This window comes from Streptomyces sp. JH34 (assembly GCF_029428875.1).
Taxonomy (GTDB): Bacteria; Actinomycetota; Actinomycetes; order Streptomycetales; family Streptomycetaceae; genus Streptomyces.
Map to the genome: position 1 here is coordinate 5592176 of NZ_JAJSOO010000001.1, position 26964 is coordinate 5619139.

At 72.9% G+C, this 26964-nt stretch carries 23 protein-coding genes; 15 read left to right on the forward strand and 8 right to left on the reverse strand.

Annotated features, from left to right (window positions below; genetic code table 11):
- Positions 1–173: 173 nt before the first annotated feature.
- Positions 174–1778, forward strand: coding sequence for a sodium/solute symporter (locus LWJ43_RS25100; protein WP_277334469.1), 1605 nt, complete (start codon positions 174–176; stop codon positions 1776–1778).
- 40 nt (positions 1779–1818) lie between these two features.
- On the opposite strand, the gene LWJ43_RS25105 is transcribed toward LWJ43_RS25100, so the two are convergent.
- Entirely contained in the window at positions 1819–2451 is a 633-nt protein-coding gene (locus LWJ43_RS25105; RefSeq protein ID WP_277334470.1) for a TIGR03085 family metal-binding protein, read from the reverse strand.
- An 84-nt stretch (positions 2452–2535) separates the two neighbouring features.
- Here LWJ43_RS25105 and hisI point away from each other — a divergent pair, with 84 nt between their 5' ends.
- The 11 genes from hisI to lgt all read left to right on the forward strand — a co-directional run bounded on the left by hisI (position 2536) and on the right by lgt (position 11442).
- The gene (gene hisI, locus LWJ43_RS25110; RefSeq protein WP_277334471.1) at positions 2536–2916 is read left to right on the forward strand and encodes a phosphoribosyl-AMP cyclohydrolase; all 381 of its coding nucleotides are present in this window, start codon (positions 2536–2538) and stop codon (positions 2914–2916) included.
- An 11-nt stretch (positions 2917–2927) separates the two neighbouring features.
- Positions 2928–4436 carry an anthranilate synthase component I gene (locus tag LWJ43_RS25115; RefSeq protein WP_277334472.1) on the forward strand — a complete coding sequence of 503 codons (1509 nt, stop codon included), beginning with the start codon at positions 2928–2930 and terminating at the stop codon, positions 4434–4436.
- On the forward strand, positions 4436–5089 hold the full coding sequence (locus LWJ43_RS25120; RefSeq protein ID WP_277334473.1) for a TIGR02234 family membrane protein: 654 nt from the start codon (positions 4436–4438) through the stop codon (positions 5087–5089). Before LWJ43_RS25115 ends, LWJ43_RS25120 begins: the two co-directional genes overlap by 1 nt.
- Before the next feature lie 95 nt (positions 5090–5184).
- Complete coding sequence (locus LWJ43_RS25125) at positions 5185–5436, forward strand: HGxxPAAW family protein (RefSeq protein ID WP_277334474.1); 252 nt, start codon at positions 5185–5187, stop codon at positions 5434–5436.
- A gap of 111 nt (positions 5437–5547) precedes the next feature.
- Positions 5548–6030, forward strand: coding sequence for a DUF2752 domain-containing protein (locus LWJ43_RS25130; protein WP_277334475.1), 483 nt, complete (start codon positions 5548–5550; stop codon positions 6028–6030).
- A 113-nt stretch (positions 6031–6143) separates the two neighbouring features.
- Positions 6144–6953 (forward strand): indole-3-glycerol phosphate synthase TrpC, encoded by an 810-nt coding sequence (gene trpC, locus LWJ43_RS25135; RefSeq protein ID WP_277334476.1) that lies wholly within the window; start codon positions 6144–6146, stop codon positions 6951–6953.
- An 8-nt stretch (positions 6954–6961) separates the two neighbouring features.
- Positions 6962–7231 (forward strand): tryptophan biosynthesis modulator TrpM, encoded by a 270-nt coding sequence (gene trpM, locus LWJ43_RS32925; protein WP_346771993.1) that lies wholly within the window; start codon positions 6962–6964, stop codon positions 7229–7231.
- A 136-nt stretch (positions 7232–7367) separates the two neighbouring features.
- A complete protein-coding gene (trpB, locus tag LWJ43_RS25140; RefSeq protein WP_277334477.1) occupies positions 7368–8648 on the forward strand; it encodes a tryptophan synthase subunit beta in 1281 nt (426 codons plus the stop codon).
- Complete coding sequence (trpA, locus tag LWJ43_RS25145; RefSeq protein WP_277334478.1) at positions 8645–9457, forward strand: tryptophan synthase subunit alpha; 813 nt, start codon at positions 8645–8647, stop codon at positions 9455–9457. Before trpB ends, trpA begins: the two co-directional genes overlap by 4 nt.
- Positions 9458–9531: 74 nt before the next feature.
- A complete protein-coding gene (locus LWJ43_RS25150) occupies positions 9532–10356 on the forward strand; it encodes a DsbA family protein (protein ID WP_277334479.1) in 825 nt (274 codons plus the stop codon).
- 105 nt (positions 10357–10461) lie between these two features.
- The gene (gene lgt, locus LWJ43_RS25155; protein ID WP_277334481.1) at positions 10462–11442 is read left to right on the forward strand and encodes a prolipoprotein diacylglyceryl transferase; all 981 of its coding nucleotides are present in this window, start codon (positions 10462–10464) and stop codon (positions 11440–11442) included.
- Between the two features lie 82 nt (positions 11443–11524).
- On the opposite strand, the gene LWJ43_RS25160 is transcribed toward lgt, so the two are convergent.
- Genes LWJ43_RS25160 through LWJ43_RS25190 form a run of 7 tightly spaced genes read right to left on the reverse strand, consistent with a single transcriptional unit; the run spans position 11525 to position 19464 of the window.
- Positions 11525–12340, reverse strand: coding sequence for an HpcH/HpaI aldolase/citrate lyase family protein (locus tag LWJ43_RS25160; protein ID WP_277334482.1), 816 nt, complete (start codon positions 12338–12340; stop codon positions 11525–11527).
- On the reverse strand, positions 12337–13554 hold the full coding sequence (locus LWJ43_RS25165; RefSeq protein ID WP_277334483.1) for a CaiB/BaiF CoA transferase family protein: 1218 nt from the start codon (positions 13552–13554) through the stop codon (positions 12337–12339). Before LWJ43_RS25165 ends, LWJ43_RS25160 begins: the two co-directional genes overlap by 4 nt.
- On the reverse strand, positions 13551–14435 hold the full coding sequence (rbsK, locus tag LWJ43_RS25170; protein WP_277334484.1) for a ribokinase: 885 nt from the start codon (positions 14433–14435) through the stop codon (positions 13551–13553). Before rbsK ends, LWJ43_RS25165 begins: the two co-directional genes overlap by 4 nt.
- Positions 14432–15799, reverse strand: coding sequence for an ADP-ribosylglycohydrolase family protein (locus LWJ43_RS25175; protein WP_277334485.1), 1368 nt, complete (start codon positions 15797–15799; stop codon positions 14432–14434). Before LWJ43_RS25175 ends, rbsK begins: the two co-directional genes overlap by 4 nt.
- The gene (locus LWJ43_RS25180; protein ID WP_277334486.1) at positions 15796–16992 is read right to left on the reverse strand and encodes an ADP-ribosylglycohydrolase family protein; all 1197 of its coding nucleotides are present in this window, start codon (positions 16990–16992) and stop codon (positions 15796–15798) included. The genes LWJ43_RS25175 and LWJ43_RS25180 overlap by 4 nt, the downstream gene beginning before the upstream one ends.
- A complete protein-coding gene (locus LWJ43_RS25185) occupies positions 16928–18265 on the reverse strand; it encodes an ADP-ribosylglycohydrolase family protein (protein WP_462100910.1) in 1338 nt (445 codons plus the stop codon). Before LWJ43_RS25185 ends, LWJ43_RS25180 begins: the two co-directional genes overlap by 65 nt.
- Positions 18262–19464, reverse strand: coding sequence for an ADP-ribosylglycohydrolase family protein (locus LWJ43_RS25190; protein WP_277334487.1), 1203 nt, complete (start codon positions 19462–19464; stop codon positions 18262–18264). Before LWJ43_RS25190 ends, LWJ43_RS25185 begins: the two co-directional genes overlap by 4 nt.
- A 221-nt stretch (positions 19465–19685) precedes the next feature.
- Between LWJ43_RS25190 and LWJ43_RS25195 the strand changes: the two genes are divergently transcribed.
- The 3 genes from LWJ43_RS25195 (at position 19686) to LWJ43_RS25205 (ending at position 26914) form a co-directional block, all read left to right on the forward strand.
- Positions 19686–20417 (forward strand): VIT1/CCC1 transporter family protein, encoded by a 732-nt coding sequence (locus LWJ43_RS25195; RefSeq protein ID WP_277334488.1) that lies wholly within the window; start codon positions 19686–19688, stop codon positions 20415–20417.
- Positions 20418–20901: 484 nt separating this feature from the next.
- The gene (gene gltB / locus LWJ43_RS25200) at positions 20902–25461 is read left to right on the forward strand and encodes a glutamate synthase large subunit (protein WP_277334489.1); all 4560 of its coding nucleotides are present in this window, start codon (positions 20902–20904) and stop codon (positions 25459–25461) included.
- The gene (locus LWJ43_RS25205) at positions 25454–26914 is read left to right on the forward strand and encodes a glutamate synthase subunit beta (RefSeq protein WP_277334490.1); all 1461 of its coding nucleotides are present in this window, start codon (positions 25454–25456) and stop codon (positions 26912–26914) included. Before gltB ends, LWJ43_RS25205 begins: the two co-directional genes overlap by 8 nt.
- Positions 26915–26964 lie beyond the last annotated feature (50 nt).

Here is a 26964-nt window from a genome sequence, read left to right on the forward strand (position 1 = left end):
GCCGGGTGGCGGCGCCGACCACGCCGTTGTGCCGGCGCACAGTCCCGCGCCCGGCGGGCTGTACCGGCGCCGCGCCCCGCGCCCGCCCCCTGTGCCGCCCGCGCCCCGGCTGCTGCCATGGCGCGCATGTCTTCAGCTGCCCCTTGCGGAGCCGTACCGGCGGAGCGAACCCGGTGAGCGGCGCGATCGACGCCCGGTCCCTGGCCGTGGTCATCTTCCTCGGCTTCGTCGCCGTGTCCCTGCTGCTGTGCGGACTCGCCGCAGCCGACCAGGACGACCCCGAGCACTTCTACGCGGGCGGCGCGTCCCTCGGCCCCGTCGGAGCCGGCCTGGCCATCGCCGGGGACTACGTCTCCGCCGCCACGCTGCTCTCCACCACCGGATCCGTGGCGCTCGCCGGATTCGACGGCCTGCTGTTCGCCCTCGCGACGGTCGCCTCACTGGCCCTGGTGATGCGCCTGTTCGCCGAACGCCTGCGCCGCAAAGGCGTGTTCACCCTGGGCGACTTCCTCGCCGACCGGCTCCGTGACGGGGCTGTGCGCCGCGCGCTCGGCGTGGCCACCCTGGTCGTGCTGGCCCCGCTGCTGCTCGTACAGCTCACCACCGCCGGGCGCGTCATGACCTCCATGTTCGGACTCCCCGACGGCGCGCTCACCGGCTGCACCGTGGCCAGCGGCGCGCTGATGGTCTGCTACTCGGCGTTCGGCGGCATGCGCGGCACCGGCTACATCCAGATCCTCAAGGTGGCCGTCGTCCTGGGAGCGGTCATCCTGCTCGCGGGACTCGTCCTCGCACGCTTCGACTGGTCCCCCTTCGCCCTCTTCGACGCCGCCCGGACCGGCAGCGGGGCGGGCGGCGACTACGCGCGCCCCGGGCTGCAGTTCGGCCACGGACCGGCCGGCACGCTCGACCTCATCGGCTTCCAGGCCACCCTCCTGCTCGGAGCCGCCTGCATGCCGCACATCATGATGCGGCTCCATCCCATCCGTGACGCCCGGACCGCCCGACGGGCGGGCGTCTGGGCCGTCGGCCCCGTCGCCCTGCTGTGCGCCGGCATCGTCGTCGTCGGACTCGGCGCCTCCGCGCTGGTGGGCCGGGACCTGCTGCACGCCGCCGACCCGGCGGGCGGCACCTCCCTGCTGATGGTCACCAGCGCCCTCGACCCCGGCGCGGCCGGGCCGCGGGACAGCCCCCTGTTCGCGCTCGTGGCCTGCGCCGCGTTCGCCACCACCCTGGCCGCGGTCGCCGGTATCACCCTCGCCGCGGCCTCGTCACTGGCGCGGGACTTCACCGTGAAGTCGGGAGCACAGGGCGAGGGCAGGGCCTCCGGCAGGGAGATCGTGCGGGCGCGCCTGGCCGTCGCCGGTATCGGGGCGCTCGCCGTCCTGCTGTCGGCGTACACCCACGACCGCAACCCCCAGGTGCTGCTCTCCCTGTCCTTCGCGGCCGCGGCCTCGATCCTGCCGCCCGTCCTGCTGTACGCCCTGTTCCGGCCGGGCTTCGACGCCCGCGGGGTGCGGTGGACGGTGTACGGGACACTTCCGCTGATCGGAGTCCTGATGGTCCTGTCACCGGCGTTCTCCGGAACCCCCGTCGCGCTCTTCCCGGAGTGGGACTTCGACGTCTTCCCGCTCCAGACACCGGGCCTGGTCACCATCCCGGCGGGATTCCTCCTCGGACTGCTGGGATCGCGGCGGGGATCCGGGCCCGCCGCCCCCGGCGAGCGCCACCGTCACCGCGCCCGCTGGACGCCCGCCCGCGCACGGAGCGACGCCTGAGCGGGAGCGTGGCAAGGACCCGGTCGCGGGAGCGCCCGGGTCACAGGCCCAGCTCGGCCGTGTGCAGCCGGGCCAGCGCGTCCTTGTCGCCCTCCAGTTCCACCCGCGCCGCGTCCTGCCGGCCCGCGGCGAACAGCAGGAGCTCCCCGGGCTCCCCGGTGACCGTCACCACCGGGGTCCCCTTGTGGGCCACCGCCGTCTGGCCGTCCGGGCGCCGCAGCACCAGGCCCACCGGCGAACGGCGGCCCATCATCCGGGCCGTCTTCTCGGTGCGCGACCACAGCACATCGGCGAACACCGGGTCCAGGTCCCGCTGCGACCAGTCGGGCTGCGCCCGCCTCACGTCCTCCGCGTGGACGTAGAACTCGACCGTGTTGGCCGCCTCGTCCAGCTGCTTCAGACCGAAGGGCGACATCCTCGGCGGACCCGTACGGATGAGCTGGATCAGCTCTTCGTACGGCTTGGCGGCGAACTCGGCCTGCACCCGCTCCAGCCGGTTCTTCAGCGCGCCCAGCAGGATCCCGCCCGCGGCGTCCGCACGACGTTCACGCACCACGACATGGGCGGCAAGGTCACGGGTCTTCCAGCCGTTGCAGAGGGTCTGGGCCTCGGGACCCGCCGCTTCCAACAGGTCGGCGAGCAGAAGACGTTCACGCTTCGCATGGGTCGACATGCCCGCCAGCGTACGGCCGCCGCCCGCCGTCCGCCCAGTGGACGCACGACCGGGCGGCCCCGCCCGGCGCGGCACAATGGGCGCATGACCAGCACGCCCGGCCCCACGCCCGCCAGCAATCTCGACCCGGCCGTCGCCGCCCGCATCAAGCGCGGCCCCGACGGGCTGTTCCCGGCCATCGCCCAGCAGTACGACACGGGCGAGGTGCTCATGCTCGGCTGGATGGACGACGAGGCGCTGCACCGCACCCTCACCACGGGCCGCTGCACCTACTGGTCCCGCAGCCGCCAGGAGTACTGGGTCAAGGGCGACACCTCCGGTCACACCCAGCAGGTCAGGTCCGTCGCGCTGGACTGCGACGCCGACACCGTCCTGGTGAAGGTCGACCAGACGGGTGCCGCCTGCCACACCGGCGCCCGCACCTGCTTCGACAGGGACGTCCTCCCGCTCTCCACGGCCCGATAAGGTCAGCCGCCATGGATCTCGAGACCTTCCGCAAGCTCGCCGTCGACCGGCGTGTCATCCCCGTCAGCCGCCGGCTCCTCGCGGACGGCGACACCCCGGTCGGGCTCTACCGCAAGCTCGCGGGCGAACGCCCCGGCACGTTCCTCCTCGAATCCGCGGAGAACGGCCGCACCTGGTCCCGCTACTCCTTCGTCGGGGTGCGCAGCGCCGCCACCCTGACGGCCCTCGACGGCGAGGCCCACTGGCTCGGCACCCCGCCCGTCGGCGTGCCCGTCGACGGCGACCCGCTGCAGGCGCTGCGGGCCACCGTCGAGACCCTGCATACCCCCCGCGACCTGGTCGGCGACGAGGGCCTGCCGCCCTTCACCGGCGGGATGGTCGGCTACCTCGGCTACGACGTCGTACGCCGCCTGGAGCGGATCACCGAGCACGGCGGCGACGATCTGAAGCTCCCCGAGCTCACGATGCTGCTCACCTCGGACCTCGCCGTGCTCGACCACGGCACCGGCACGGTCCTGCTGATCGCCAACGCGATCAACCACAACGACCTGGACACCGGGGTCGACGAGGCCCACGCGGACGCGCTCGCCCGGCTCGACGCCATGGAACGCGACCTGTCCCGCCCGGTGGAGAGCGCCCCCGCCGCCCTGCCGCCCTCCGAACTCCCGCCCTACACCGCGCTGTGGGGCGGCCAGGCCTTCATGGACGCCGTCGAGGACGTCAAGGAGCGCATCAGGGCCGGCGAGGCCTTCCAGGTCGTCCCCTCCCAGCGCTTCGAGACCCCGTGCACGGCGTCCGCGCTGGACGTCTACCGGGTGCTGCGCGCCACGAACCCGTCGCCGTACATGTACCTCTTCCGCTTCGACGGCTTCGACGTCGTCGGCTCCAGCCCCGAGGCGCTCGTCAAGGTCGAGGACGGCCGGGCGATGGTCCACCCGATCGCCGGGACCAGGCACCGCGGCGCCACCCCGCAGGAGGACCAGGCGCTCGCCGACGAACTCCTCGCCGACCCGAAGGAACGCGCCGAGCACCTGATGCTCGTCGACCTCGGGCGCAACGACCTGGGGCGGGTCTGTGAACCCGGCAGCGTCGAGGTCGTCGACTTCATGTCCGTCGAGCGGTACTCGCACGTGATGCACATCGTCTCCACCGTCACCGGGCGCGTGGCCGAGGGCCGCACCGCGTTCGACGTGCTCACCGCGTGCTTCCCCGCGGGCACCCTCTCCGGCGCGCCGAAGCCCCGCGCCCTGCAGATCATCGAGGAGCTGGAACCCACCCGCCGGGGCCTGTACGGGGGCTGCGTGGGCTACCTCGACTTCGCCGGGGACTCCGACACCGCCATCGCCATCCGGACGGCCCTGCTCCGCGACGGAACGGCGTACGTCCAGGCCGGTGCGGGCATCGTCGCCGACTCCGACCCCGTCGCCGAGGACACGGAGTGCCGCAACAAGGCCGCCGCGGTGCTGCGGGCCGTGCACACGGCGAACCGGCTCGGGGCCGGCGGAGCCGGTAGGGGATAGTGGGGTACGTGAGTGCCGTTCCCGTACCCCAGCCCCGTGCCGCCTCCGCGCCCGACAGCGCGGGAAGCCGCCGCAGCCTGGGCGCCGGCCTGCTCCTCGGCGCGGCCGGCGCCACCGTCGTCCTCCTCGCCTCGGGGCAGACCTGGGCCGAGGGCAGGGCCGCCGTCGGTGGCGGCATCCTGCCCCTCAGCGCCGACGGCCAGGACGTCACCGGCCTCCCGGCCGCCCTGGCCGTCGTGGGCCTGGCCGCTCTCGTCGCCGTCTTCGCCGTCCGCAGGAGCAGCCGGCTGATCGTCGCCGGGCTGCTGGCCCTCAGCGGCCTCGGCGCCGGGCTCAGCGCCTTCGCCGGAGCCTCCGACCGGGCCGCCCTGGACGAGCAGGCCGCGCAGACCACGGGCAACACCTCGGCCACCGTCCAGGCCCTCAGTCACACCGCGTGGCCCTACGTCACCGCCGCCGGCGGACTGCTGATCCTGCTCGCCGGCCTCCTGGCCCTGCGCTACGGCAGCCGCTGGCCGGCCATGTCCGGGCGGTACGAACGCGACGGCACCCCCCGACCCCGCAAGGCCGCCCGCACCGCCCCGGACCCCGACCGGCCCGAGGAACTGTGGAAGGCCCTGGACCGCGGCGAGGACCCGACGCGCGAGGCATGACCCCCAGCCTCATGCCCACCCCGCGCGTGCGGGACAATGGGACCGGGCTTTCCCAGCAGCGATACCTTCAGCGCAACATCACCTAGGAGCAACTCATGGCGGGCAGCAGCCACGGACACACCCCGGCCGCCTGGACCGGTGTCATCATCTCCTTCATCGGCTTCTGCGTCGCGGGCCTCTTCATGGTCGCGGCGAACACCCTCGGCTTCTGGGCCGGTGTCGCCGTCGCCATCCTCGGCGGGGTCGTCGGCCTCGCCATGAAGATGGCCGGTCTCGGCATGCCGAAGGAGTCCGAGGAGATGGCGGCCGCCAGGGCCCGCGCCTCCCAGGCCCAGATCACGGCCTGAAGCAGAATCCCGGGGGCCACCCGCGGATGCCCGGGCCCCAGGACACGACACGACGCGAGGCGCGGCCCGGACCGGGCTGCGCCTCTCCGCGTGAGCGGGGACAATCAGCGCGTGGACGCCTCAGCCTCATCCTCTCCCGCACCCGCCGCCCCTGACCCGGCGGCCGGCCCCGTTCCCCCGCCGCGGCCCGCCCCGGCCTCCCGGCTCCGCCGGCTCGCGACCCCTGCCGGGGTCCTGGCCGTGGTCGTGGGAGCCTTCGGCTTCGTCGCCGCGGTCGACCCCAACGAGCCCGGTCACTACCCCGTCTGCCCCATGCTCCGCTTCACCGGCGTGTTCTGCCCCGGCTGCGGCGGGCTCCGCAGCGCCCACGCCTTCGCCCACGGAGACATCACCGCCGCGCTCGGCGCCAACGCCCTCGCCGTCATCGGTTACGTGGTCTTCGCGGCGGTCTGGGTGCTCTGGGCGGTCCGCGCGAGCCGGGGCCGGCCCCTGCGCATCGGCCTGGCCCCCGGTTACTGGTGGGGCGTCGGCGCGGTGCTGCTGGTGTTCTCCGTGGTGAGGAACCTGCCCTTCGGCTCGGCGCTGGCGCCGTGAATGACCAGGTAATGGGATGCGGTACCGCCGGATGCGAGCCCTGAGCCCTCCTGCGGATACCATCGAGATGGCTGATCCTGTACTCATCACCGCTTCGGAAGGGGGCCGCTCGCGTGAGTGTGCTCGACGAGATCATCGACGGCGTTCGCGCCGACCTCGCGGAGCGGCAGGCGCGTGTCAGCCTCGACGAGCTCAAGGAACGCGCCGCGCGCGCTCCCCAGGCCAAGGACGGAGTCGCCGCCCTGCGCGGCGAGGGCGTGACCGTCATCTGCGAGGTCAAGCGCTCCAGCCCCTCCAAGGGAGCCCTGGCCGCCATCGCCGACCCGGCCGCGCTCGCCGCGGACTACGAGGCCGGCGGGGCGTCCGTCATCTCGGTCCTCACCGAGGAGCGCCGCTTCGGCGGCTCGCTCGCCGACCTGGAGGCCGTCCGCGCCAAGGTCGACATCCCGGTCCTGCGCAAGGACTTCATCGTCACCTCGTACCAGCTGTGGGAGGCGCGCGCCTACGGCGCCGACCTCGCCCTGCTGATCGTCGCCGCCCTCGACCAGGAGGCACTGGTCTCGCTGATCGAGCGCGCCGAGTCGATCGGCCTGACGCCGATCGTCGAGGCGCACGACGAGGAGGAGGCGGAGCGCGCCGTGGACGCCGGGGCGAAGATCATCGGTGTCAACGCGCGCAACCTCAAGGACCTCAAGGTCGACCGTTCCACCTTCGAACGGGTCGCCCCGGAGATCCCCGACCACATCGTCAAGGTCGCCGAGTCCGGCGTCCGCGGCCCTCACGACCTCATCGCCTACGCCAACGCCGGCGCGGACGCGGTGCTCGTGGGCGAGTCCCTGGTCACCGGCCGCGACCCCCGGGCCGCCGTCGCCGACCTGGTGGCCGCAGGCGCCCACCCCGCGCTCCGGCACGGACGGGGCTGACCCCGCCCGTGCCCGCCGACCGTCCCGCCGCCCGCGTCCGGCCGGGTGCTCGCCCCGCCGGGGCGAGCGCCCGGGACCCGCACGCGCCACTGGCGCGCGGCCGTCGCGCACGCGTCTCCCTCCGCCGCCCTCAACCGAGGCGCTGCGCGCCGCCCTTCTGGCACCGCGGCTGCCGCGCCCCCGCCCGGCGGGTGCACGGCCGGCGCGTGCGGTACGTCATCGGCGACGAGCCGGGACAGGTCAACGGCATGCGATGGCGCACGGGGTCCGCGCCGTAGCGAGCCCCGGCCGTCGCCCCCCGCCGTGCGGGGGGATCCGCACGTCCCAGCGCACCGACCGTCCACCGGTCGGTGCGGCGCTCCGCCCATGGCGCATACGGTGACATCACCCGTTGCGATTCGAGGAGCACGTCGCATGTCGTCCGACTTCTTCATCCCGGACCCCGAGGGTCTGATCCCCAGCGCCGAGGGCTATTTCGGCGCGTTCGGTGGCAAGTTCATCCCGGAGGCGCTGGTCGCCGCCGTGGACGAGGTCGCCGTCGAGTACGACAAGGCGAAGGCCGACCCGGCCTTCGCCGCCGAGCTCAACGCGCTCATGGTCGACTACACCGGCCGGCCCAGCGCGCTGACCGAGGTCGCCCGCTTCGCCGAGCACGCCGGGGGCGCCCGCGTCTTCCTCAAGCGCGAGGACCTCAACCACACCGGCTCGCACAAGATCAACAACGTTCTCGGCCAGGCCCTGCTCACCAAGCGGATGGGCAAGACCCGCATCATCGCCGAGACCGGGGCCGGCCAGCACGGCGTCGCCACCGCGACCGCCTGCGCCCTCTTCGGGCTCGAATGCACCATCTACATGGGTGAGATCGACACCGAGCGGCAGGCGCTGAACGTGGCGCGGATGCGAATGCTCGGCGCCGAGGTCGTCGCCGTGAAGTCCGGCTCCCGGACCCTCAAGGACGCCATCAACGAGGCGTTCCGCGACTGGGTCGCCAATGTGGACCGGACCCACTACCTCTTCGGCACCGTCGCCGGACCGCACCCCTTCCCCGCGATGGTCCGCGACTTCCACCGGGTGATCGGCGTCGAGGCGCGCCGCCAGATCCTGGAACGCGCGGGCCGGCTCCCGGACGCCGCCGTCGCCTGCGTGGGCGGCGGCTCCAACGCCATCGGCCTGTTCCACGCCTTCATCCCGGACGCGGGCGTCCGGCTCATCGGCTGCGAACCCGCCGGACACGGCGTGGAGACCGGGGAGCACGCGGCGACCCTGACAGCGGGCGAGCCCGGGATCCTGCACGGCTCACGCTCCTACGTCCTCCAGGACGAGGAGGGCCAGATCACCGAGCCGTACTCGATCTCCGCCGGACTCGACTACCCGGGCATCGGCCCGGAGCACGCCTACCTCAAGGACATCGGCCGCGGCGAGTACCGCGCGGTCACCGACGACGCCGCCATGCAGGCGCTGCGCCTCCTGTCCCGCACCGAGGGCATCATTCCGGCCATCGAGAGCGCGCACGCGCTGGCCGGAGCCCTGGAGGTCGGGCGGGAGCTCGGCGAGGACGGGCTGATCCTGATCAACCTGTCCGGACGCGGGGACAAGGACATGGACACGGCAGCCCGGTACTTCGGGCTGTACGACGGCGCCGACGCCGTCGTCGAGGCCGACGTGGCCGACGGAGAGGAAGAGGTCACCAAGTGAGCGGCAACCGAGAGCTTCTCGAAGCGACGCTCGCCAAGGCGGCGTCCGAGGACCGCGCGGCGCTCATCGCCTACCTGCCCGGCGGCTTCCCGACCGTCGACGGCGGCATCGCCGCCGTCAAGGCGGCCGTCGCGGGCGGCGCAGACGTCGTCGAGGTGGGGCTCCCGCACAGCGACCCGGTGCTCGACGGGCCGGTCATCCAGACCGCCGACGACATCGCGCTGCGCGGCGGGGTCAAGATCGCCGACATCATGCGCACGGTCCGCGAGGCCCACGCGGCGACGGGCGCGCCGATCCTCGTCATGACGTACTGGAACCCGATCGACCGGTACGGCGTGGAGCGCTTCACCGCCGAGCTCGCCGAGGCCGGCGGCGCCGGGTGCATCCTGCCCGACCTGCCCGTCCAGGAGTCGGCCCTGTGGAGGGAGCACGCGGAGAAGCACGGTCTCGCCACCGTCTTCGTCGTCGCGCCGAGCAGCCAGGACGCCCGCCTCGCCACCATCACGGCCGCCGGCTCCGGCTTCGTCTACGCCGCCTCGCTCATGGGTGTCACCGGCACCCGCGAATCGGTCGGCGAGCAGGCCCAGGACCTGGTGCGGCGCACCCGGGCCACCACCGACCTGCCGGTCTGTGTGGGCATCGGCGTCTCCACCGCCGAGCACGCCCGGCAGGTCGCGGGATTCGCCGACGGGGTGATCGTCGGCTCGGCCTTCGTCAAGCGGATGCTGGACGCCCCGGACGAGGCCGCCGGCCTCGCCGCCGTCCGCGCGCTGGCTGGCGAACTGGCCGAAGGCGTTCGAAAGCGCTGACCGCACCTGTCATCCGAACGGGTGGACCTGGACCGGGGAGGCGCTGACCTGCCTCCCCGGTTCGTTTGCGCAGTGTGAGCGAGAAGAACCAGGACCGAAACAGAGCCGCGCGCGACCGGCTCGCCCAGCAGCGTGAGCAGGACCGGGCGCGGGAGCGCCGCCGCCGCACGCTGATCGTCTCGACGGCCGTGGTGGGGGTGCTGGCGCTGGCAGCCGTGATCGGCGTGATCGCCGCCAACGCCGGGAAGGGCGGCAAGGACAAGGAGGCCGGGCCGGCCGTCACCCCGTCCGGCGCGATGGGTGAGGACGGACTCGCCCTCCAGGTCGGGGCCGACGACGCGCCGTCCACGCTCACGATCTGGGAGGACTTCCGCTGCCCGGTCTGCGCCCAGTTCGAGAACGCCTTCCGCGACACGATCACGGAGCTCGCCGACAGCGGACAGCTCAAGGTGGAGTACCACCTGGCCACCATCATCGACGGCAACCTCGGCGGCAGCGGGTCGCTGCGCGCGGCCAACGCGGCCGCCTGCGCACAGGACGTCGGGAAGTTCGCCCCGTACCACGACGTCCTGTACCGCGACCAGCCCGCGGAGTCCGACGACGCCTTCGGCGACAACGGCAGGCTGATCGACCTGGCCGGCAAGGTGGACGGTCTGGACACCCCCGCCTTCCGCAGCTGCGTGGAGGACGGCACGCACGACAGCTGGGTCGAGAAGTCCAACAAGGCCTTCACCCGGGGAGGGTTCGAGGGCACGCCGACCGCGCTGCTCAACGGCGAACCGATCTTCCCGAAGAAGGGGAACGAGCAGATCTCCGAGGCCAACCTCAAGAAGTGGGTCGCCGAGGCGAACAAGGGCAAGAAACCGGGCACCGTGGGCGCCACACCGTCGTCGTCATGAACCTCGGGAGCCCTCCGGCGGGCCCCCGCCGGAGGGCCTCGTTACCCAGAAGTTGCCGGACGGCTTGCCGTACGTCCCGTCCGGCAGGGTAGCGTCGACCCCGTCATGAACCTTGCCTTCATTCCCAGCCCGTCGACCGGCGTGATCGAGCTCGGCCCGATCCCGCTCCGCGGCTACGCGTTCTGCATCATCATCGGTGTCTTCGTCGCCGTCTGGTTCGGCAACAAGCGCTGGGTCGCCAGGGGCGGCAAAGCCGGCACCGTCGCCGACATCGCCGTCTGGGCCGTGCCCTTCGGCCTGGTCGGCGGCAGGCTCTACCACGTCATCACCGACTACCAGCTGTACTTCAGCGACGGTGAGAACTGGGTGGACGCCTTCAAGATCTGGGAAGGCGGCCTCGGTATCTGGGGCGCGATCGCGCTCGGCGCGGTCGGCGCCTGGATCGGCTGCCGCCGCCGGGGCATCCCGCTCCCCGCCTGGGCGGACGCCCTGGCCCCCGGCATCGCCTTCGCCCAGGCGATCGGCCGCTGGGGCAACTGGTTCAACCAGGAGCTGTACGGCAAGCCGACCGATGTCCCCTGGGCCCTGAAGATCAGCGAGGGCACGAACCGGGTCGCGGGCACCTACCACCCGACGTTCCTGTACGAGTCCCTGTGGTGCGTCGGTGTCGCCCTCCTGGTCATCTGGGCGGACCGCCGCTTCAAGCTCGGACACGGCCGTGCCTTCGCCCTGTACGTCGCCGCGTACTGCGCGGGCCGCGGATGGATCGAGTACATGCGCGTCGACGAGGCGCACCACGTCCTGGGCCTCCGGCTCAACGTGTGGACCGCGATCATCGTCTTCGTGCTCGCCGTGATCTACATGGTGATCTCCGCGAAGACGCGACCCGGCCGCGAGGAGGTCGTCGAGCCCGACCCGGCCGAGGACGGCGGGGACACCTCCGCCGACGCCCCGGGGAAGACCGACGAGGACGGCGGGGACACCTCCGCCGACGCCGCCGGGAAGGACGCCGCCGGAACGGACCCCGTCGCCGAGGAGCAGGCCCCGGAGGCCGACGGGGCCCCGCAGAAGGCCGACAAGAGCTGACACGCTCCACACCCACCGTGACCGACACGAAGGGGCCGCCGGACCGCACTGGTCCGGCGGCCCCTTCGCGCGGTCATCGGCGTCATCGGCGACGCCGCGCCAGGGAGAGCGTGCGTTCGGCGGTCGCCACCACCGCCGCGTCGACGAACCTCCCGTCCGGCAGGGCCTGAGCCCCCGCCTCGCTCCGGGACGCCTCCAGGACCTGTTCCGCCGCCTCGACCTCGCGTGCCGTCGGCCGGAAGGCCCGCTCGATGACCGGCAGCTGCCTCGGGTGGATCGCCGCCCTGCCCAGCAGGCCCAGCCCCCTTCCGTGCGCACAGGACGACCGCAGCCCGGACAGGTCCCGCACATCGGGGAACACCGACATCACCGGAGGGTCGAGACCGGCCGCCCGGGCGGCGATCACCACACGGCTGCGCGGCCAGTCGAGACCGGCGTCGTCCCGCACCCCCAGATCCGCCCGGAGGTCCGCCTCGCCCAGTGCGACACCCCGCACGGCGTGGTGCGCCCCGGCGATCGAGTAAGCGTGTTCGATCGCCAGCGCCGACTCCAGCAGCGGATACAGCGGCACCCCGGGCGCCAGAGCCGCGACGTGGTGCACGGACGCCGCGTGGGTGATCTTGGGGAGCCGCATCCCGGACAGCCCCGGCAGCCGCGTCAGCGCCGTCACATCGCCTTCGCCGTGCACCCGGACATGGACCGGGACCGCCTTCGGGTCCGCCGTGACCGGATCCGAGAGGAGCTCCGCCGTCGCCGCGCGCGCGTACTCCTTACGGTCCGGGGCGACCGCGTCCTCCAGGTCGACGATCACCACGTCCGCGCCCGCCCCGAGTGCCTTGCGGACCACCTCGGGTCGGTCCCCGGGGACGTACAGCCAGGTCAGCGGCACCGGGTTCACAGGACACCCTCGTTGCGCAGGGCCTCGATCGCCGGTGCGGAGAGGCCGAGCCCGGACAGGATCTCCTGCGTGTCCGCCCCGTGCGGCCGGCCCGCCCAGCGGATCGCCCCCGGAGTCCCCGAGAGCCGGAACAGCACGTTCTGCATCCGCAGCGGGCCCAGCTCGGGGTCGTCGACCTCGGTGATCGTGCCGAGCGCCCGGTACTGGGGATCCTCCATCACGTCCCGTACGTCATGGATCGGCGCGATCGCCGCCTCGGCCTTCTCGAACGCGTCCACCGCCTCCTCCCGGGTGCGCCGGGAGATCCAGTGGCCCACCGCGTCGTCGAGCTCGTCGGCGTGCTCGGCGCGTGTGCTCCCGGCGGAGAACCACGGCTCCTCGATCAGCTCCGGCCGCCCCACCAGACGCATCACGCGCTCCGCGACCGACTGGGCGGAGGTCGAGACCGCGACCCAGTGGCCGTCCGCGGTGCGGTAGGTGTTGCGCGGAGCGTTGTTGCGGGAGCGGTTGCCGGTCCGCGGCTGGACGTAACCGAGCTGGTCGTACCAGAGCGGCTGCGGCCCCAGCACCGTCAGGATCGGCTCGATGATCGCCATGTCCACCACCTGCCCCTCCCCGGTGCGGTCGCGTCCCGCCAGGGCCGTCATCACCGCGTACGCCGTGGCGAGCGCGGCGATCGAATCGGCGAGGCCGAACGGCGGCAGGGTCGGTGGCCCGTCCGGCTCGCCGGTGACGGCGGCGAAGCCGCTCATCGCCTCGGCCAGGGTGCCGAAACCGGGCCGGTGCGCGTACGGGCCCGTCTGCCCGAAGCCCGTGACCCTGGTCAGCACCAGCCGGGGGTTGACGGCACGCAGCTCCTCCCAGCCGAGTCCCCAGCGCTCCAGGGTGCCGGGCCGGAAGTTCTCGATGATCACATCGGTCCCGGCGGCCAGCCGCAGCAGCACGTCCCGGCCGCCGGGGGAGGACAGGTCGAGGGTCAGCGTGCGCTTGTTGCGGCCGAGCAGCTTCCACCACAGGCCGACACCGTCCTTCGAGGGGCCGTGTCCACGCGAGGGGTCGGGCTTGCGGGGGTGCTCGACCTTGACGACCTCCGCGCCGAAGTCCCCGAGCATGGTGGCTGCGAGAGGCCCGGCGAAGAGGGTGGCGAGGTCCAGGACCCGCAGGCCGGCGAGCGGCGGCGTGCCGGAGCCCGCGGGGTGCGTGGGAGTGCTCATGCGGCATCGATCTCGCTGCGGTAGGGCATGGACGTCGAGGCCCCCGGCTTCTGCACACAGAGCGCGGCGGCACCGGACGCCCAGGCCGCCGCCTCGGGCACGGACCGGCCCTCGCCGAGCGCCACGGCGAGCGTGCCGACGAAGGTGTCCCCGGCACCGGTCGTGTCGACGGCGGTCACCCGGGGCGCGGGGAAGAGGACCGGTTCGCCGCCCCGGACCGCGTACAGGCAGCCCTTCCGGCCGAGCGTGATCACGACCTCGGGCACCTGCCGGAGCAGGATCTGCGCCGCCGCGTGCGGTTCCGTGCACCCGGACAGCGCGGCCGCCTCGTGCTCGTTGGGGACCAGCAGGTCGACCGCGTCCAGGAGCGCGGACGGCAGCGGCTGCACGGGTGAGGGGGTGAGGATCGTCCGTACGCCGCGCGCCCTCGCCGTCCGCGCCGCCTCGGTCACGACGGCCAGCGGCAGTTCCAGCTGCAGGAGCAGCAGGCCGGCCGCCGAGACGGCCGCCTTCTCACCCGGGCCGAGCGCGGTCACCGTGCCGTTCGCGCCCGGGATCACCACGATGGCGTTGGACCCCTCGTCGTCGACGACGATGTGCGCGGTGCCGCTGGGGCCCGCCACGGTGTGCAGCAGATCGGTGTCCACTCCGGCGTGCTCCAGATTCGTGCGGAGGACCGAGCCGTACTCGTCCGTCCCGACCGCGCCGATCATCACCACCTCGCCTCCCGCGCGGGCCGCGGCGACGGCCTGGTTGGCCCCCTTGCCTCCGGGGACGGTCCGGAACTCGCGTCCGGTGACGGTCTCCCCGCGCCCTGGTGCCCGGGCGACGTAGGCGACCAGGTCCATGTTGGTGCTGCCGAGCACCGCGATCGCTGTCATGGGCGGCGTACCTCCTGATGGGTCAGTTCCGCGAGGGTGTCGAAGCCGATGGAGTCGAAGCCGGGTACGGAGGTGGCGAGGCGGTTCTTGAGCGGGGCGGTCCAGCGGTCGGGCAGCGCGGAGGCCCGGCCGGCCAGCAGACCCGCGAGCGAACCGGCGGTCGCGCCGTTCGAGTCGGTGTCCCAGCCGCCGGACACCGCGCAGCCGATGGAGCGGCCGAAGTCCCCGTCGGCGTGGGTGAGGGCGGCCGCCAGCAGGGCCGCGTTCGGCAGGACGTGCACCCAGTGGTGGGTGGTCCCGTAGGTGTCGTGGAGCCGGTCCACGACCGTGTCGAAGTCCGGTTCGGCGCGGGCCGTACCGATGCCGAGGCGCACCGCGCGCGCGTACCGGGAACGCGGCGGCACCACCCGGAGACCGGCCGCCAGACAGCCGTGGACATCCGTCTCGCCGCCCGCGGCCTCGGCCAGGGCCGCGGCGGTGAACATCGCTCCGTACACCCCGTTGGCCGTGTGGGTCAGGACCGCGTCCCGGTGGGCCTGTTCCGCGGCGGCCCCCGGGTCGCCGGGGTGGATCCAGCCGTGCACGTCGGCCCTGATCCGGGCGCCGATCCACTCCCGGAACGGGTTGCGGTGGCGTGCGGTGTCCGGTGGCTCGATGCCGTCGAGCAGATTGCGGTAGGCGACGCGCTCCGCGGTGAAGACGCGGCCCGCGGGGAGCTCGTCGAGCCACAGCCGGGCCACGTCGCCCGTGCTGAAGCCCCGGCCGTGCCTCTGGAGCAACAGCACGTTCAACAAGGGGTAGTTGAGGTCGTCGTCCTCGGGCATCCCGTCGATGTTCTCGGCCAGCGAGGTGGGCGCCGAGCGACGGTTCCACGGGTAGGCGGCGGCCAGGGCGTCCGGCAGCCCCCTGGCCGTGAACCAGGTGGTGAGCGGCCAGTTGCCGGTGGCGCGCGCCAGGGCGCGGATGCCGGCCAGCGGCAGCTTCTCGACCGGCTTGCCCAGCAGACAGCCGGCGGCCCTGCCCAGCCAGGCCGCGTGCAGGGCGTCGGGCCCGACGGACACCGCGGGGGTGCGCGGGGCGGGCCAGCGTGGGCAGACGGCCCGGATCCCGGACAGCTCGGTCGGCTCGTCCTGTGCCGACGGGCTCCTCAGCAGGGCGAGTTCGTCCAGGAGCTGTCCGGCGAGCGCGCGCAGCCGGCGCGGCGCGGCCGGCTCCGAGGCCCCCGCCCTCTCCGGGGCCGGTCTGCCGCCCGCGGAGAGCCACCGCTGCTCGATGTCACGCGCGTCCCGGCCGTCCTGCGCCGCCTGGCGCAGCTCGTGACCCACCAGGTCCTCCGGCTGGACCCATGTCAGGCGTACGGTCACCGCCCGTCGCCCGTCAGCTCGGCGAACGCCGCCTCGTGCGCGCGGCGTCGTGCCGTGTCCCGCACGAACACCTCGCGGGCGACCTCCGCCAACGCCCTTGCCGGGGCGTGGAGGTCGAGACGGCTGGCGTCGGCGACCGTCTTCACCCAGGTCCCGGGGATCGCCCGCTCGCCGTGGAGCGCACCCGCGAGGGCGCCGCTCATCGTGGCGATCGAGTCGCAGTCGCGGCCGTAGTTGACCGAGCCGAGCACCGTGCGGCGGTAGTCGCCGTCACCGACGAGCAGCATGCCGAGCGCGACCGGGAGTTCCTCGATGGAGTGCAGCCGTGAGGGCCGCCGGGCACCCAGGGAGGGTTCGCGGTAGTGCGGCCCGACCGTGTCGAAGGGGGCGACGGCGGCGCGCAGCGGCACCAGCGCCGACTCGAAGTCCGTGTGGCGGGCGGCCGCTTCGCAGACGGACTCGATCGCCGACCGGGTTCCGTCCTTGGCCACGGCCAGGGCCGCCTCGACGACGGAGACGGGGGTCGCGCCCGGGGTGCACGCGGCCGCCACGGAGGCCGCCAGGACCCCGGCCGCCTCCCGGCCGTACGAGGACTGGTGCGCGCCCGCGACGTCCAGCGCCTCCGCGTACGCGGCCTCCGGGTGGGCGGCGTTCACCAGGCCGACCGGCGCCATGTACATCGCCGCCCCGCAGTTGACGACGTTCCCCGAACCGGCCTCCCGCGGATCGGCGTGCCCGTAGTGCAGCCGAGTGACGATCCACTTCTCGGCGAGGAAGATCCGCTGCAGAGGCAGCGCCTCGGCCTCCAGTTCCGGGATCCAGCGGGGCCGTGTCATCAGGTCCGGTACGAGATGGTCGGCGACGGAGTACGCGTCCAGGTGGCCGCGCACCGTCTCGTACACCCGGACGAGCGCATGGGTCATCAGGGTGTCGTCGGTGACGTGCCCGTCGCCCTTGTGGTACGGGGCGATGGGGCGCGCGGTGCGCCAGTCGTCGCCGTACCAGGGCCCGACGACGCCGGTCACCCGGCCGCCGTGCCGCTCGGCGATCTGCTCGGGCGTCCAGCCCTCGACCGGGCCGCCGAGCGCGTCCCCCACGGCAGCGCCGACGAGGGCTCCGGTGATCCGTTCATCCAGTGTGAGCGTCGTGGTGGGCGTACCTGCCGCGGGCCGTGCGGATGTTTTGTGTGTCATGCCGGGATTGTCCACCCGGGGTGACCGGTTCCGTGGCTGCCAGCAGCCCGGCGAGTTCGACGAGGTCCGTGCCGGCGAGCCGGGGCAGCGCGCACCCGGCCAGCGTCCGGCACGCCTCCCGCCAGCCCCCGGGTACGGACACCGCCCCGCCCAGCGCCCCGGTCAAAGCCCCGGCGAGCGCGGGGGCGGAATCGGCGACCCGGGACAGGCAGGCGGCCGCGGGGACGGCCTGGGCGAACTCGCCCCGGGCGGCGGTCGCCAGGGCGAGGGCGACCGGCACGGTCTCGGCGGCGGCGATCCCGTAGCTGTACACGTGGTCCACGATCTGGTGCTCCAGCACCGGCACGAGTGCGAAGGCCCCGGCCGCCTCGTCCGCGAAATCCCGGGCCAGCCGCACGGCGTGGACGGCGTTGCGGGCGATCTCCGTGCCGTCGGGAAGCCGGTCGAGAGCGGCGTTCACCGCCGTGTCGACGTCCGCCCCGGCGAGTGCCTCCGCGATCGCGGCGGCGACGGCGCGCGCGCCGTGCACCCCGTCACCGTCCTGGGTGTACCGGGCGTCGAACTCGGCGAGCTCGGCCGCCGACGCCGGGTCGCCGGGGTGCACGACCGCGAGCACGGCGGCCCGCACGCAGGCCGCGTCGTCGAAGTAGTGCGGATTGTCGTGGCCGGTGGCGGGCGGGCGCAGGCCCGCGGCGAGATTGCCCAGCCCGGCCCGGACGGAGATCCGGGCCCGGAGCGGCAGGACGGCGGACTCGACCTCGGGTGCCCGGGCACTCGCGGCGGCGACCTTCGCGGCCAGCGCGTTCCACGACCGGTCGATCGCGTCCCGCATGCGGTGGCCGGGGGAGAGGCCGGGTGCCTGGTCGGCGGCGGCCGCCAGCACCGTCCGGGCGGCGAACGCCGCCCACTCGGCGTCGTCGGACGGCCCGAGCCGCAGCGGTTCCGGCGGCTGGTTCAGGGCGATGGGCACGGGGAGCGTCGTCGTCGCGTTCTGCTCGGCGAAGGTGTCCAGCTCGCGGGTGAGCCGCCTCGTCCACTCAGGCATCCGCGCCGCCCGGTGCCGCGCGGCCGGCCACCCCGCGGCGTCGCCGGCGGCCAGCCCGAGCAGCAGCCCCTCGATCCGGGCCCGCCTGTCCGATGCCTCCCCGTCCCGAGCGCCGCGGCTCCCGGCGGCCGCGGACGCCGGCTCCGCCGTGATCCGGATGGCCAGGTGCGAGGCGGCCTCCGCCGCCGTGACGGGCGAGCCCTGTGGCGCGCGGCGGCCGGCGGTCACCGTGCGTCCTGCCGGACGCCGGCGGACCGGGCCCCCGCCCCGGCGCGTGCGGCGGCGGGCCACACGGAACCGGACGGCGGTGCGCCGGAGGGGGTGGCGACCGGAGGTGCGGCCTCGGACGTCTCCTGCCACGGCGCGGGCGGCGCCGCGGGCCGGCCCTCGCCCTCGTCCCGGGCGGAGGGCGTCCCATCGCGGCCCTCCCCGTCGTCCGGGGTCAGCAGTTCCGCGATGTCCAGCACGTGGTAACCGCGCATCGACGGCAGGCAGCTGCCCCGCACCGGCCCGATCGCCGCAGCCCACTCCCCGGGGATCGCCGACACCCCGTGCAGGGCGCCCGCCAGAGCGCCCGCCAGCGCGGCCGTGGTGTCGGCGTCACGGCCCATGTTCACGGCGGTGAGCACCGCGGTGCGGAAGTCGCCCCGTGCCGCCGTGAGGGCACCGAACGCCAGTCCGACCGCCTCCGGCGCCAGGTCCGTCCACGGGTAGCCGCCGATCACCACCGCCGAGCGCACCGCGCGCTCCCCGGTCAGCCGGTCCGGGTACGGACGCTGCGCGGCCGCGACGGCGCGGCGCAGCGAGCGGGCGGTCCAGGAGTCCATCGGTACGACCGAGAGCGCTGCGGCGATCACGGACGCGAGTCCGGCCCCCGCCATCGCGGCCGCCACCCCCGCCGCGACCGCCTGCCCGCCGTAGATGCCCTCGCCGTCGTGGCTGACCCGCCCGTCGACCGCCACCAGCCGGGCCGCCTCGGCGGGGCGCCCCGCGGCGAAGACCCCGAACGGTGCCGCCCGCATCGCGAGACCGTCGCTCCAGGCGTGCCGGTGCTGGGCGGAGATCGGGGCGGCGAGGCCCCGCCGCAGGTTCTCCAGGGTGCCGCGTTCGCTGAACCCGGCGCCCCGGAAGGGGCCCTCGTCCAGATCGGCGATCCAGTGGTGCCAGGCCCGTTCGACATGCGAGACGGTGAGTGCCGAGCCGTGCCTGGCCAGCAGCAGCCCGGAGAAGATCGCGTACTCGGTGTCGTCGGTCCCGGCGGGATCGTCGCTGACGAACCCCTCGATACGGCCCCAGCGGCGACGGATCTCGGACGGGCGCATGTTCTCCGCCGGCGCCCCGAGCGCGTCCCCCACCGCGAGCCCCAGCAACGCACCCCGGGCCCGGTCACCCGTGCTCACCGCCGGGCTGTCCGCCTTGAGCTCCATCGTGTCGACCCTTCACTCGCACCCGTGAACTTCCGGTTGTGCGAGGTTTGCCCACTCCCGTCGAAGAGAGGCGCGCATTTCCTACAAATCGGCCGCCCGGGTGAGGGGCTCAGGGCAGGTAAGTTCGGCCTTCCTTGCTGGCGGGAGGCGTTTTTCGTGCGTACTTTCGACGGTGCGGAGCGGAGGACACCACGGGCCCGTTCCCGGAAAAGGGGAGAGCTGTGTCCATCATCGAGACCGACGCCGTACTGCACGAGGCCCACCGCGACAACCACACCCACCGTGACGTGAACGGCGGCTGGCTGCGGCCCGCGGTGTTCGGCGCCATGGACGGTCTCGTCTCCAACCTCGCCCTGATGACGGGCGTCGCCGGAGGAGCGGTCTCCCAGCAGGCCATCGTCATCACCGGCCTGGCCGGGCTCGCCGCCGGTGCGTTCTCCATGGCCGCGGGGGAGTACACGTCCGTCGCCTCGCAGCGCGAGCTCGTCGAGGCCGAGCTCGACGTCGAGCGGCGTGAGCTGCGCAAACACCCCAAGGACGAGATGCGGGAGCTCGCCGCGCTCTACGAGTCCCGAGGGGTCGAGCCCGCCCTCGCCCAGGAGGTCGCCCGGCAGCTGTCCCGGGACCCCGAGCAGGCGCTCGAGATACACGCCCGCGAGGAACTCGGCATCGACCCGGGCGACCTGCCCTCGCCTCTCGTCGCCGCCCTGTCCTCCTTCGGAGCCTTCGCGCTGGGGGCCCTGCTGCCCGTCCTGCCCTACCTGCTCGGCGCGACCGTCATGTGGCCCGCCGTGCTGCTCGCACTGGCCGGCCTCTTCGGCTGCGGCGCGGTGGTCGCCAGGGTGACGGCGCGCACCTGGTGGTTCAGCGGACTGCGCCAGCTCGTGCTCGGCGGGGCCGCCGCGGCGATCACGTACGGGCTCGGCTCGCTGTTCGGTGTGGCAGTCGGCTGATCCCCGGCCGGGTTTCCGGTCCGCTCCGGGCCGCTCCGGTCCGGGGGAGTGTGCGGGGTGGGTTCCGGCCCGCCCGGCACGGCCTCCAGGGTGCCTCCGGAGGCCGCCGGGCGTCGGGACCGTGTGATGTACGTCTTGGCGCACGTCTCTGGGCGGATGGGGTGGGGCCGCCGTAAAGTGAGACGCTATACAGAGCTGCACATAAGTAGCCGTTACTCGGCGGTTTCGATTCCATGACCGCCGGGCAAGAGCCGTAGACACTCGCGGGCAACGACGCCCGCTCTCTGCGGTCTCCCCCGGACAGTGATCCACAACGATCCGTCCGATCGTGACCCACCCGCACCACGGCTCCGTGGTGTCCGCATGTTGGAACAGCCTTTCCGCTTTTTGAGAAGCGCTCCATCATGTAACCTGCACGAAATTTCGCAGAGGGCCAGCGTCGTCCCTCGGCACAGCACATGCCACGACGACGACGGGAGAGCCGATGCGTTCCGACGCCTGGTCGCCCATGGACGGTCGCCCCGCCCAGCAGGGGATGTACGACCCCCGTAACGAGCACGACGCCTGTGGTGTCGGGTTCGTGGCCACTCTGACCGGTGTGGCCAGCCATGAGCTGGTCGAGCAGGCGCTGACCGTACTGCGCAACCTCGAACACCGCGGCGCCACAGGATCCGAGCCCGACTCGGGCGACGGTGCCGGCATTCTCCTCCAGGTCCCCGACGCCTTCCTCCGCGAAGAGGCCGGGTTCGAACTCCCCGAGGCCGGCTCCTACGCCGTCGGCATCGCCTTCCTGCCCGCGGAGGACTCCACCGACGCGGTCAAGCAGATCGAGAAGATCGCCGTCGAGGAGGGCCTCGACGTCCTCGGCTGGCGCCAGGTCCCGGTCACGCCGGACATCCTCGGCAAGGGCGCCCGCGCCGTCATGCCCGAGTTCCGCCAGATCGTCGTGGCCGACGGTGTCAGCACCGGCATCGCGCTCGACCGCAAGGCCTTCGTCCTGCGCAAGCGCGCCGAGCGTGAGGCCGGGGTGTACTTCCCCTCGCTCTCCGCACGCACGATCGTCTACAAGGGCATGCTCACCACCGGGCAGCTGGAGCCGTTCTTCCCGGACCTCTCCGACCGCCGCTTCGCCACCACGGTCGCGCTGGTCCACTCGCGCTTCTCCACCAACACCTTCCCCAGCTGGCCGCTCGCCCACCCGTACCGCTTCGTCGCGCACAACGGCGAGATCAACACGGTCAAGGGCAACCGCAACTGGATGAAGGCCCGTGAGTCCCAGCTCGCCTCCAGCCTCTTCGGCGAGGCGCAGCTCGACCGCATCTTCCCCGTGTGCACCCCGGACGCCTCCGACTCCGCCTCCTTCGACGAGGTCCTGGAGCTGCTCCACCTCGGCGGACGCTCGCTGCCGCACTCGGTGCTGATGATGGTCCCCGAGGCATGGGAGAACCACGCCTCCATGGACCCGGCCCGCCGCGCCTTCTACCAGTACCACTCCACGATGATGGAGCCCTGGGACGGCCCGGCCTGCGTCACCTTCACCGACGGCGTCCAGGTCGGCGCGGTCCTCGACCGCAACGGTCTGCGCCCCGGCCGCTACTGGGTCACCGACGACGGCCTGGTCGTCCTCTCCTCCGAGGTCGGCGTCCTGGACATCGACCCCGCCAAGGTCGTCCGCAAGGGCCGCCTCCAGCCCGGCAGGATGTTCCTCGTCGACACCGCCGAGCACCGCATCATCGAGGACGACGAGATCAAGGCGTCCCTGGCCGCCGAGAACCCGTACGAGGAGTGGCTGGAAACCGGCGAGATCGAGCTCGAGGACCTCCCCGAGCGCGAGCACATCGTCCACACCCACGCCTCGGTCACCCGCCGCCAGCAGACCTTCGGCTACACCGAGGAAGAGCTCCGCGTCCTCCTCGCCCCGATGGCCCGCACCGCCGGCGAACCCCTCGGCTCCATGGGCACCGACTCGCCGATCGCCGCGCTCTCCGAGCGCCCCCGGCTGCTCTTCGACTACTTCACCCAGCTCTTCGCCCAGGTCACCAACCCGCCGCTGGACGCCATCCGCGAGGAACTCGTCACCTCGCTGCGCTCCTCGCTGGGCACCCAGGGCAACCTCCTGGAGCCGTCCGCCGCGTCCTGTCGAAGCGTCACCCTGCCCTTCCCGGTGATCGACAACGACGAGCTGGCCAAGCTCATACACATCAACGCCGACGGCGACATGCCGGGAATGAAGGCCGCGACCCTCTCCGGCCTCTACCGCGTCAGCGGCGGCGGCGACGCCCTCGCCGCCCGGATCGAGGAGATCACCAACGAGGTCGACGCCGCCATAGAGGACGGCGCCCGCCTCATCGTCCTCTCCGACCGGCACTCCGACGCCGAGCACGCGCCGATCCCCTCGCTGCTGCTCACCTCGGCCGTCCACCACCACCTCATCCGCACCAAGCAGCGCACCCAGGTGGGCCTGCTGGTCGAGGCCGGTGACGTCCGCGAGGTCCACCACGTCGCGCTGCTCATCGGGTACGGCGCCGCCGCCGTCAACCCGTACCTCGCGATGGAGTCCGTCGAGGACCTCGTCCGCGCCGGCACGTTCATCGAGGGCATCGAGCCCGAGCTGGCCATCCGCAACCTGATCTACGCCCTCGGCAAGGGCGTCCTGAAGGTCATGTCCAAGATGGGCATCTCGACGGTCGCGTCCTACCGCGGCGCCCAGGTCTTCGAGGCCGTCGGCCTCGACGAGGCCTTCGTCGCCCAGTACTTCAACGGCACCGCCACCAAGATCGGCGGCGCCGGACTCGACGTCGTCGCCAAGGAGGTCGCCGCCCGGCACACCAAGGCGTACCCCGCCTCCGGCATCGCGGCGTCCCACCGCGCGCTGGAGATCGGCGGCGAGTACCAGTGGCGCCGCGAGGGCGAGCCGCACCTCTTCGACCCGGAGACGGTCTTCCGCCTCCAGCACGCCACCCGCAACCGCCGGTACGACATCTTCAAGAAGTACACCGGCCGGGTCAACGAGCAGTCCGAGCGCCTCATGACGCTCCGCGGCCTGTTCGGCTTCAAGAGCGGCCGCGAGCCGATCTCCATCGACGAGGTCGAGTCCGCCGCCGAGATCGTCAAGCGCTTCTCCACCGGCGCCATGTCGTACGGCTCCATCTCCCAGGAGGCGCACGAGACGCTCGCCGTCGCCATGAACCAGCTGGGCGGCAAGTCCAACACCGGTGAGGGCGGCGAGGACGCCGAGCGCCTCTACGACCCGGCACGCCGCTCGGCCATCAAGCAGGTCGCCTCCGGCCGCTTCGGTGTCACCAGCGAGTACCTGGTCAACGCGGACGACATCCAGATCAAGATGGCCCAGGGCGCCAAGCCCGGCGAGGGCGGCCAGCTGCCCGGCCACAAGGTCTACCCGTGGGTCGCCAAGACCCGGCACTCCACCCCCGGCGTCGGACTGATCTCGCCCCCGCCGCACCACGACATCTACTCCATCGAGGACCTGGCTCAGCTGATCCACGACCTCAAGAACGCCAACCCGGCGGCCCGCGTCCACGTGAAGCTGGTCTCCGAGGTCGGCGTCGGCACGGTCGCCGCGGGCGTCTCCAAGGCCCACGCGGACGTCGTCCTCATCTCCGGACACGACGGCGGCACGGGCGCCTCCCCGCTCACCTCGCTCAAGCACGCGGGCGGCCCCTGGGAGCTCGGCCTCGCCGAGACCCAGCAGACCCTGCTGCTCAACGGCCTGCGCGACCGCATCGTCGTCCAGACCGACGGCCAGCTCAAGACCGGCCGCGACGTCGTCATCGCCGCACTGCTGGGCGCCGAGGAGTTCGGTTTCGCGACCGCGCCGCTCGTCGTCTCCGGCTGCGTCATGATGCGCGTCTGCCACCTCGACACCTGCCCGGTCGGCATCGCCACCCAGAACCCCGTCCTGCGCGACCGGTTCTCCGGCAAGGCCGAGTACATCGTCAACTTCTTCGAGTTCATCGCCGAAGAGGTCCGCGAGATCCTCGCCGAGCTCGGCTTCCGCACGATCGAGGAGGCCGTCGGCCACGCCGAACTCCTCGACACCGAGCGGGCCGTCACCCACTGGAAGGCGCAGGGCCTCGAGCTCGCACCCCTCTTCCACGTGCCCGAGCTCCCCGAGGGCGCGGTGCGCCACCAGATCGCCGAGCAGGACCACGGCCTGGCCAAGGCACTCGACAACGAGCTCATCAAGCTCGCCGCCGACGCCCTGGGCGCCGACAGCGCCGAGGCCGCCCAGCCCGTCCGCGCGCAGATCGCGATCCGCAACATCAACCGGACCGTCGGCACCATGCTCGGCCACGAGGTGACCAAGAAGTTCGGCGGTGCGGGCCTGCCCGACGACACCATCGACATCACCTTCACCGGGTCCGCCGGCCAGTCCTTCGGCGCGTTCGTACCACGCGGTGTCACCCTGCGCCTGGAGGGCGACGCCAACGACTACGTCGGCAAGGGCCTCTCCGGCGGCCGCGTCATCGTCCGCCCGGACCGCGGCGCCGACCACCTCGCCGAGTACTCCACCATCGCCGGCAACACCATCGGCTACGGTGCGACCGGCGGCGAGCTGTTCCTCCGCGGACGCACCGGCGAACGCTTCTGCGTCCGCAACTCCGGTGCCACGGTCGTCTCGGAAGGCGTGGGCGACCACGGCTGCGAGTACATGACCGGCGGCCACGCCGTCGTCCTCGGTGAGACGGGACGCAACTTCGCCGCGGGCATGTCCGGCGGTGTCGCGTACGTCGTCGACCTCGACCTCGACAACGTCAACACCGGCAACCTCGGCGCCGTCGAGACCCTCGACGACACCGACAAGCAGTGGCTGCACGACGTCGTGCGCCGCCACCAGGAGGAGACCGGGTCCACGGTCGCCGGGAAGCTGCTGGCCGACTGGGACTCCTCGGCCGCCCGCTTCAGCAAGATCATCCCGTCCACCTACAAGGCAGTGCTCGCCGCCAAGGACGCCGCTGAGCTCGCCGGTCTCTCCGAGCAGGAGACCACCGAGAAGATGATGGAGGCGGCGACCAATGGCTGACCCCAAGGGCTTCCTGACCACCGGACGCGAGGTCGCCCAGACCCGCCCCGTCGGCGAGCGCGTCAAGGACTGGAACGAGGTCTACGTTCCGGGATCGCTGCTCCCGATCATCAGCAAGCAGGCCGGACGCTGCATGGACTGCGGCATCCCCTTCTGCCACAACGGCTGTCCGCTCGGAAACCTCATCCCCGAGTGGAACGACTACGCCTACCGCGAGGACTGGTCGGCGGCGTCCGAGCGCCTCCACGCCACGAACAACTTCCCGGAGTTCACGGGCCGCCTGTGCCCCGCTCCGTGCGAGTCGGCGTGCGTCCTCGGCATCAACCAGCCGGCCGTCACCATCAAGAACGTCGAAGTCAGCATCATCGACAAGGCGTGGGACAGCGGCGACGTCACCCCGCAGCCGCCCGAGCGCCTCTCCGGCAAGACCGTCGCCGTCATCGGCTCGGGCCCGGCGGGGCTCGCCGCCGCCCAGCAGCTGACGCGGGCCGGTCACACGGTTGCCGTCTTCGAGCGCGCGGACCGCATCGGGGGCCTCCTCCGCTACGGCATCCCCGAGTTCAAGATGGAGAAGTCGCACATCAACCGCCGCATCGAGCAGATGCGCGCGGAGGGCACCAAGTTCCGCACGGAGGTGGAGATCGGCAAGGACATCGACGCCGCCAAGCTCCGCCGCCGCTACGACGCGGTCGTCATCGCCGCCGGTGCCACCGTCTCCCGCGACCTGCCCGTCCCGGGCCGTGAGCTGAACGGCGTGCACTTCGCGATGGAGTACCTCCCGCTCGCCAACAAGGTGCAGGAGGGCGACCTGACGGTCTCCCCGATCACCGCCGAGGGCAAGCACGTCGTCGTCATCGGCGGCGGCGACACCGGCGCCGACTGCGTCGGCACCGCCCACCGGCAGGGCGCGGCCTCCGTCACCCAGCTGGAGATCATGCCGCAGCCGGGCGAGGAGCGTAACGCCAACCAGCCCTGGCCGACCTTCCCCATGCTCTACAAGGTCACCTCCGCGCACGAGGAGGGCGGCGAGCGGATCTACTCCGTCTCCACCACCCACTTCGAGGGCGACGAGGACGGCAACGTCCAGTCCCTGCACCTCATCGAGGTGGAGTTCAAGGACGGCAAGCTGGAGCAGAAGGCCGGCACGGAGCGGGTCATCCCCGCCCAGCTCGTCACCCTGGCCATGGGCTTCACCGGCACCGACCAGGCCAACGGCCTCGTCCAGCAGTTCGGCGTCGAGCTCGACGAGCGCGGCAACGTCGCACGCGACGAGACCTACGCGACCAACGTCGACGGCGTCTACGTCGCCGGTGACGCGGGCCGCGGCCAGTCCCTCATCGTGTGGGCCATCGCCGAGGGCCGCTCCGCTGCGCGCGGCGTGGACCGCTTCCTGACCGGGACGAGCGCACTGCACGCCCCGATCCGCCCGACGGACCGTTCCCTGATGGTCTGACCACGGCACACAGACGTCCCGTACAACGGCGTACGGAACTGAACGCGGCG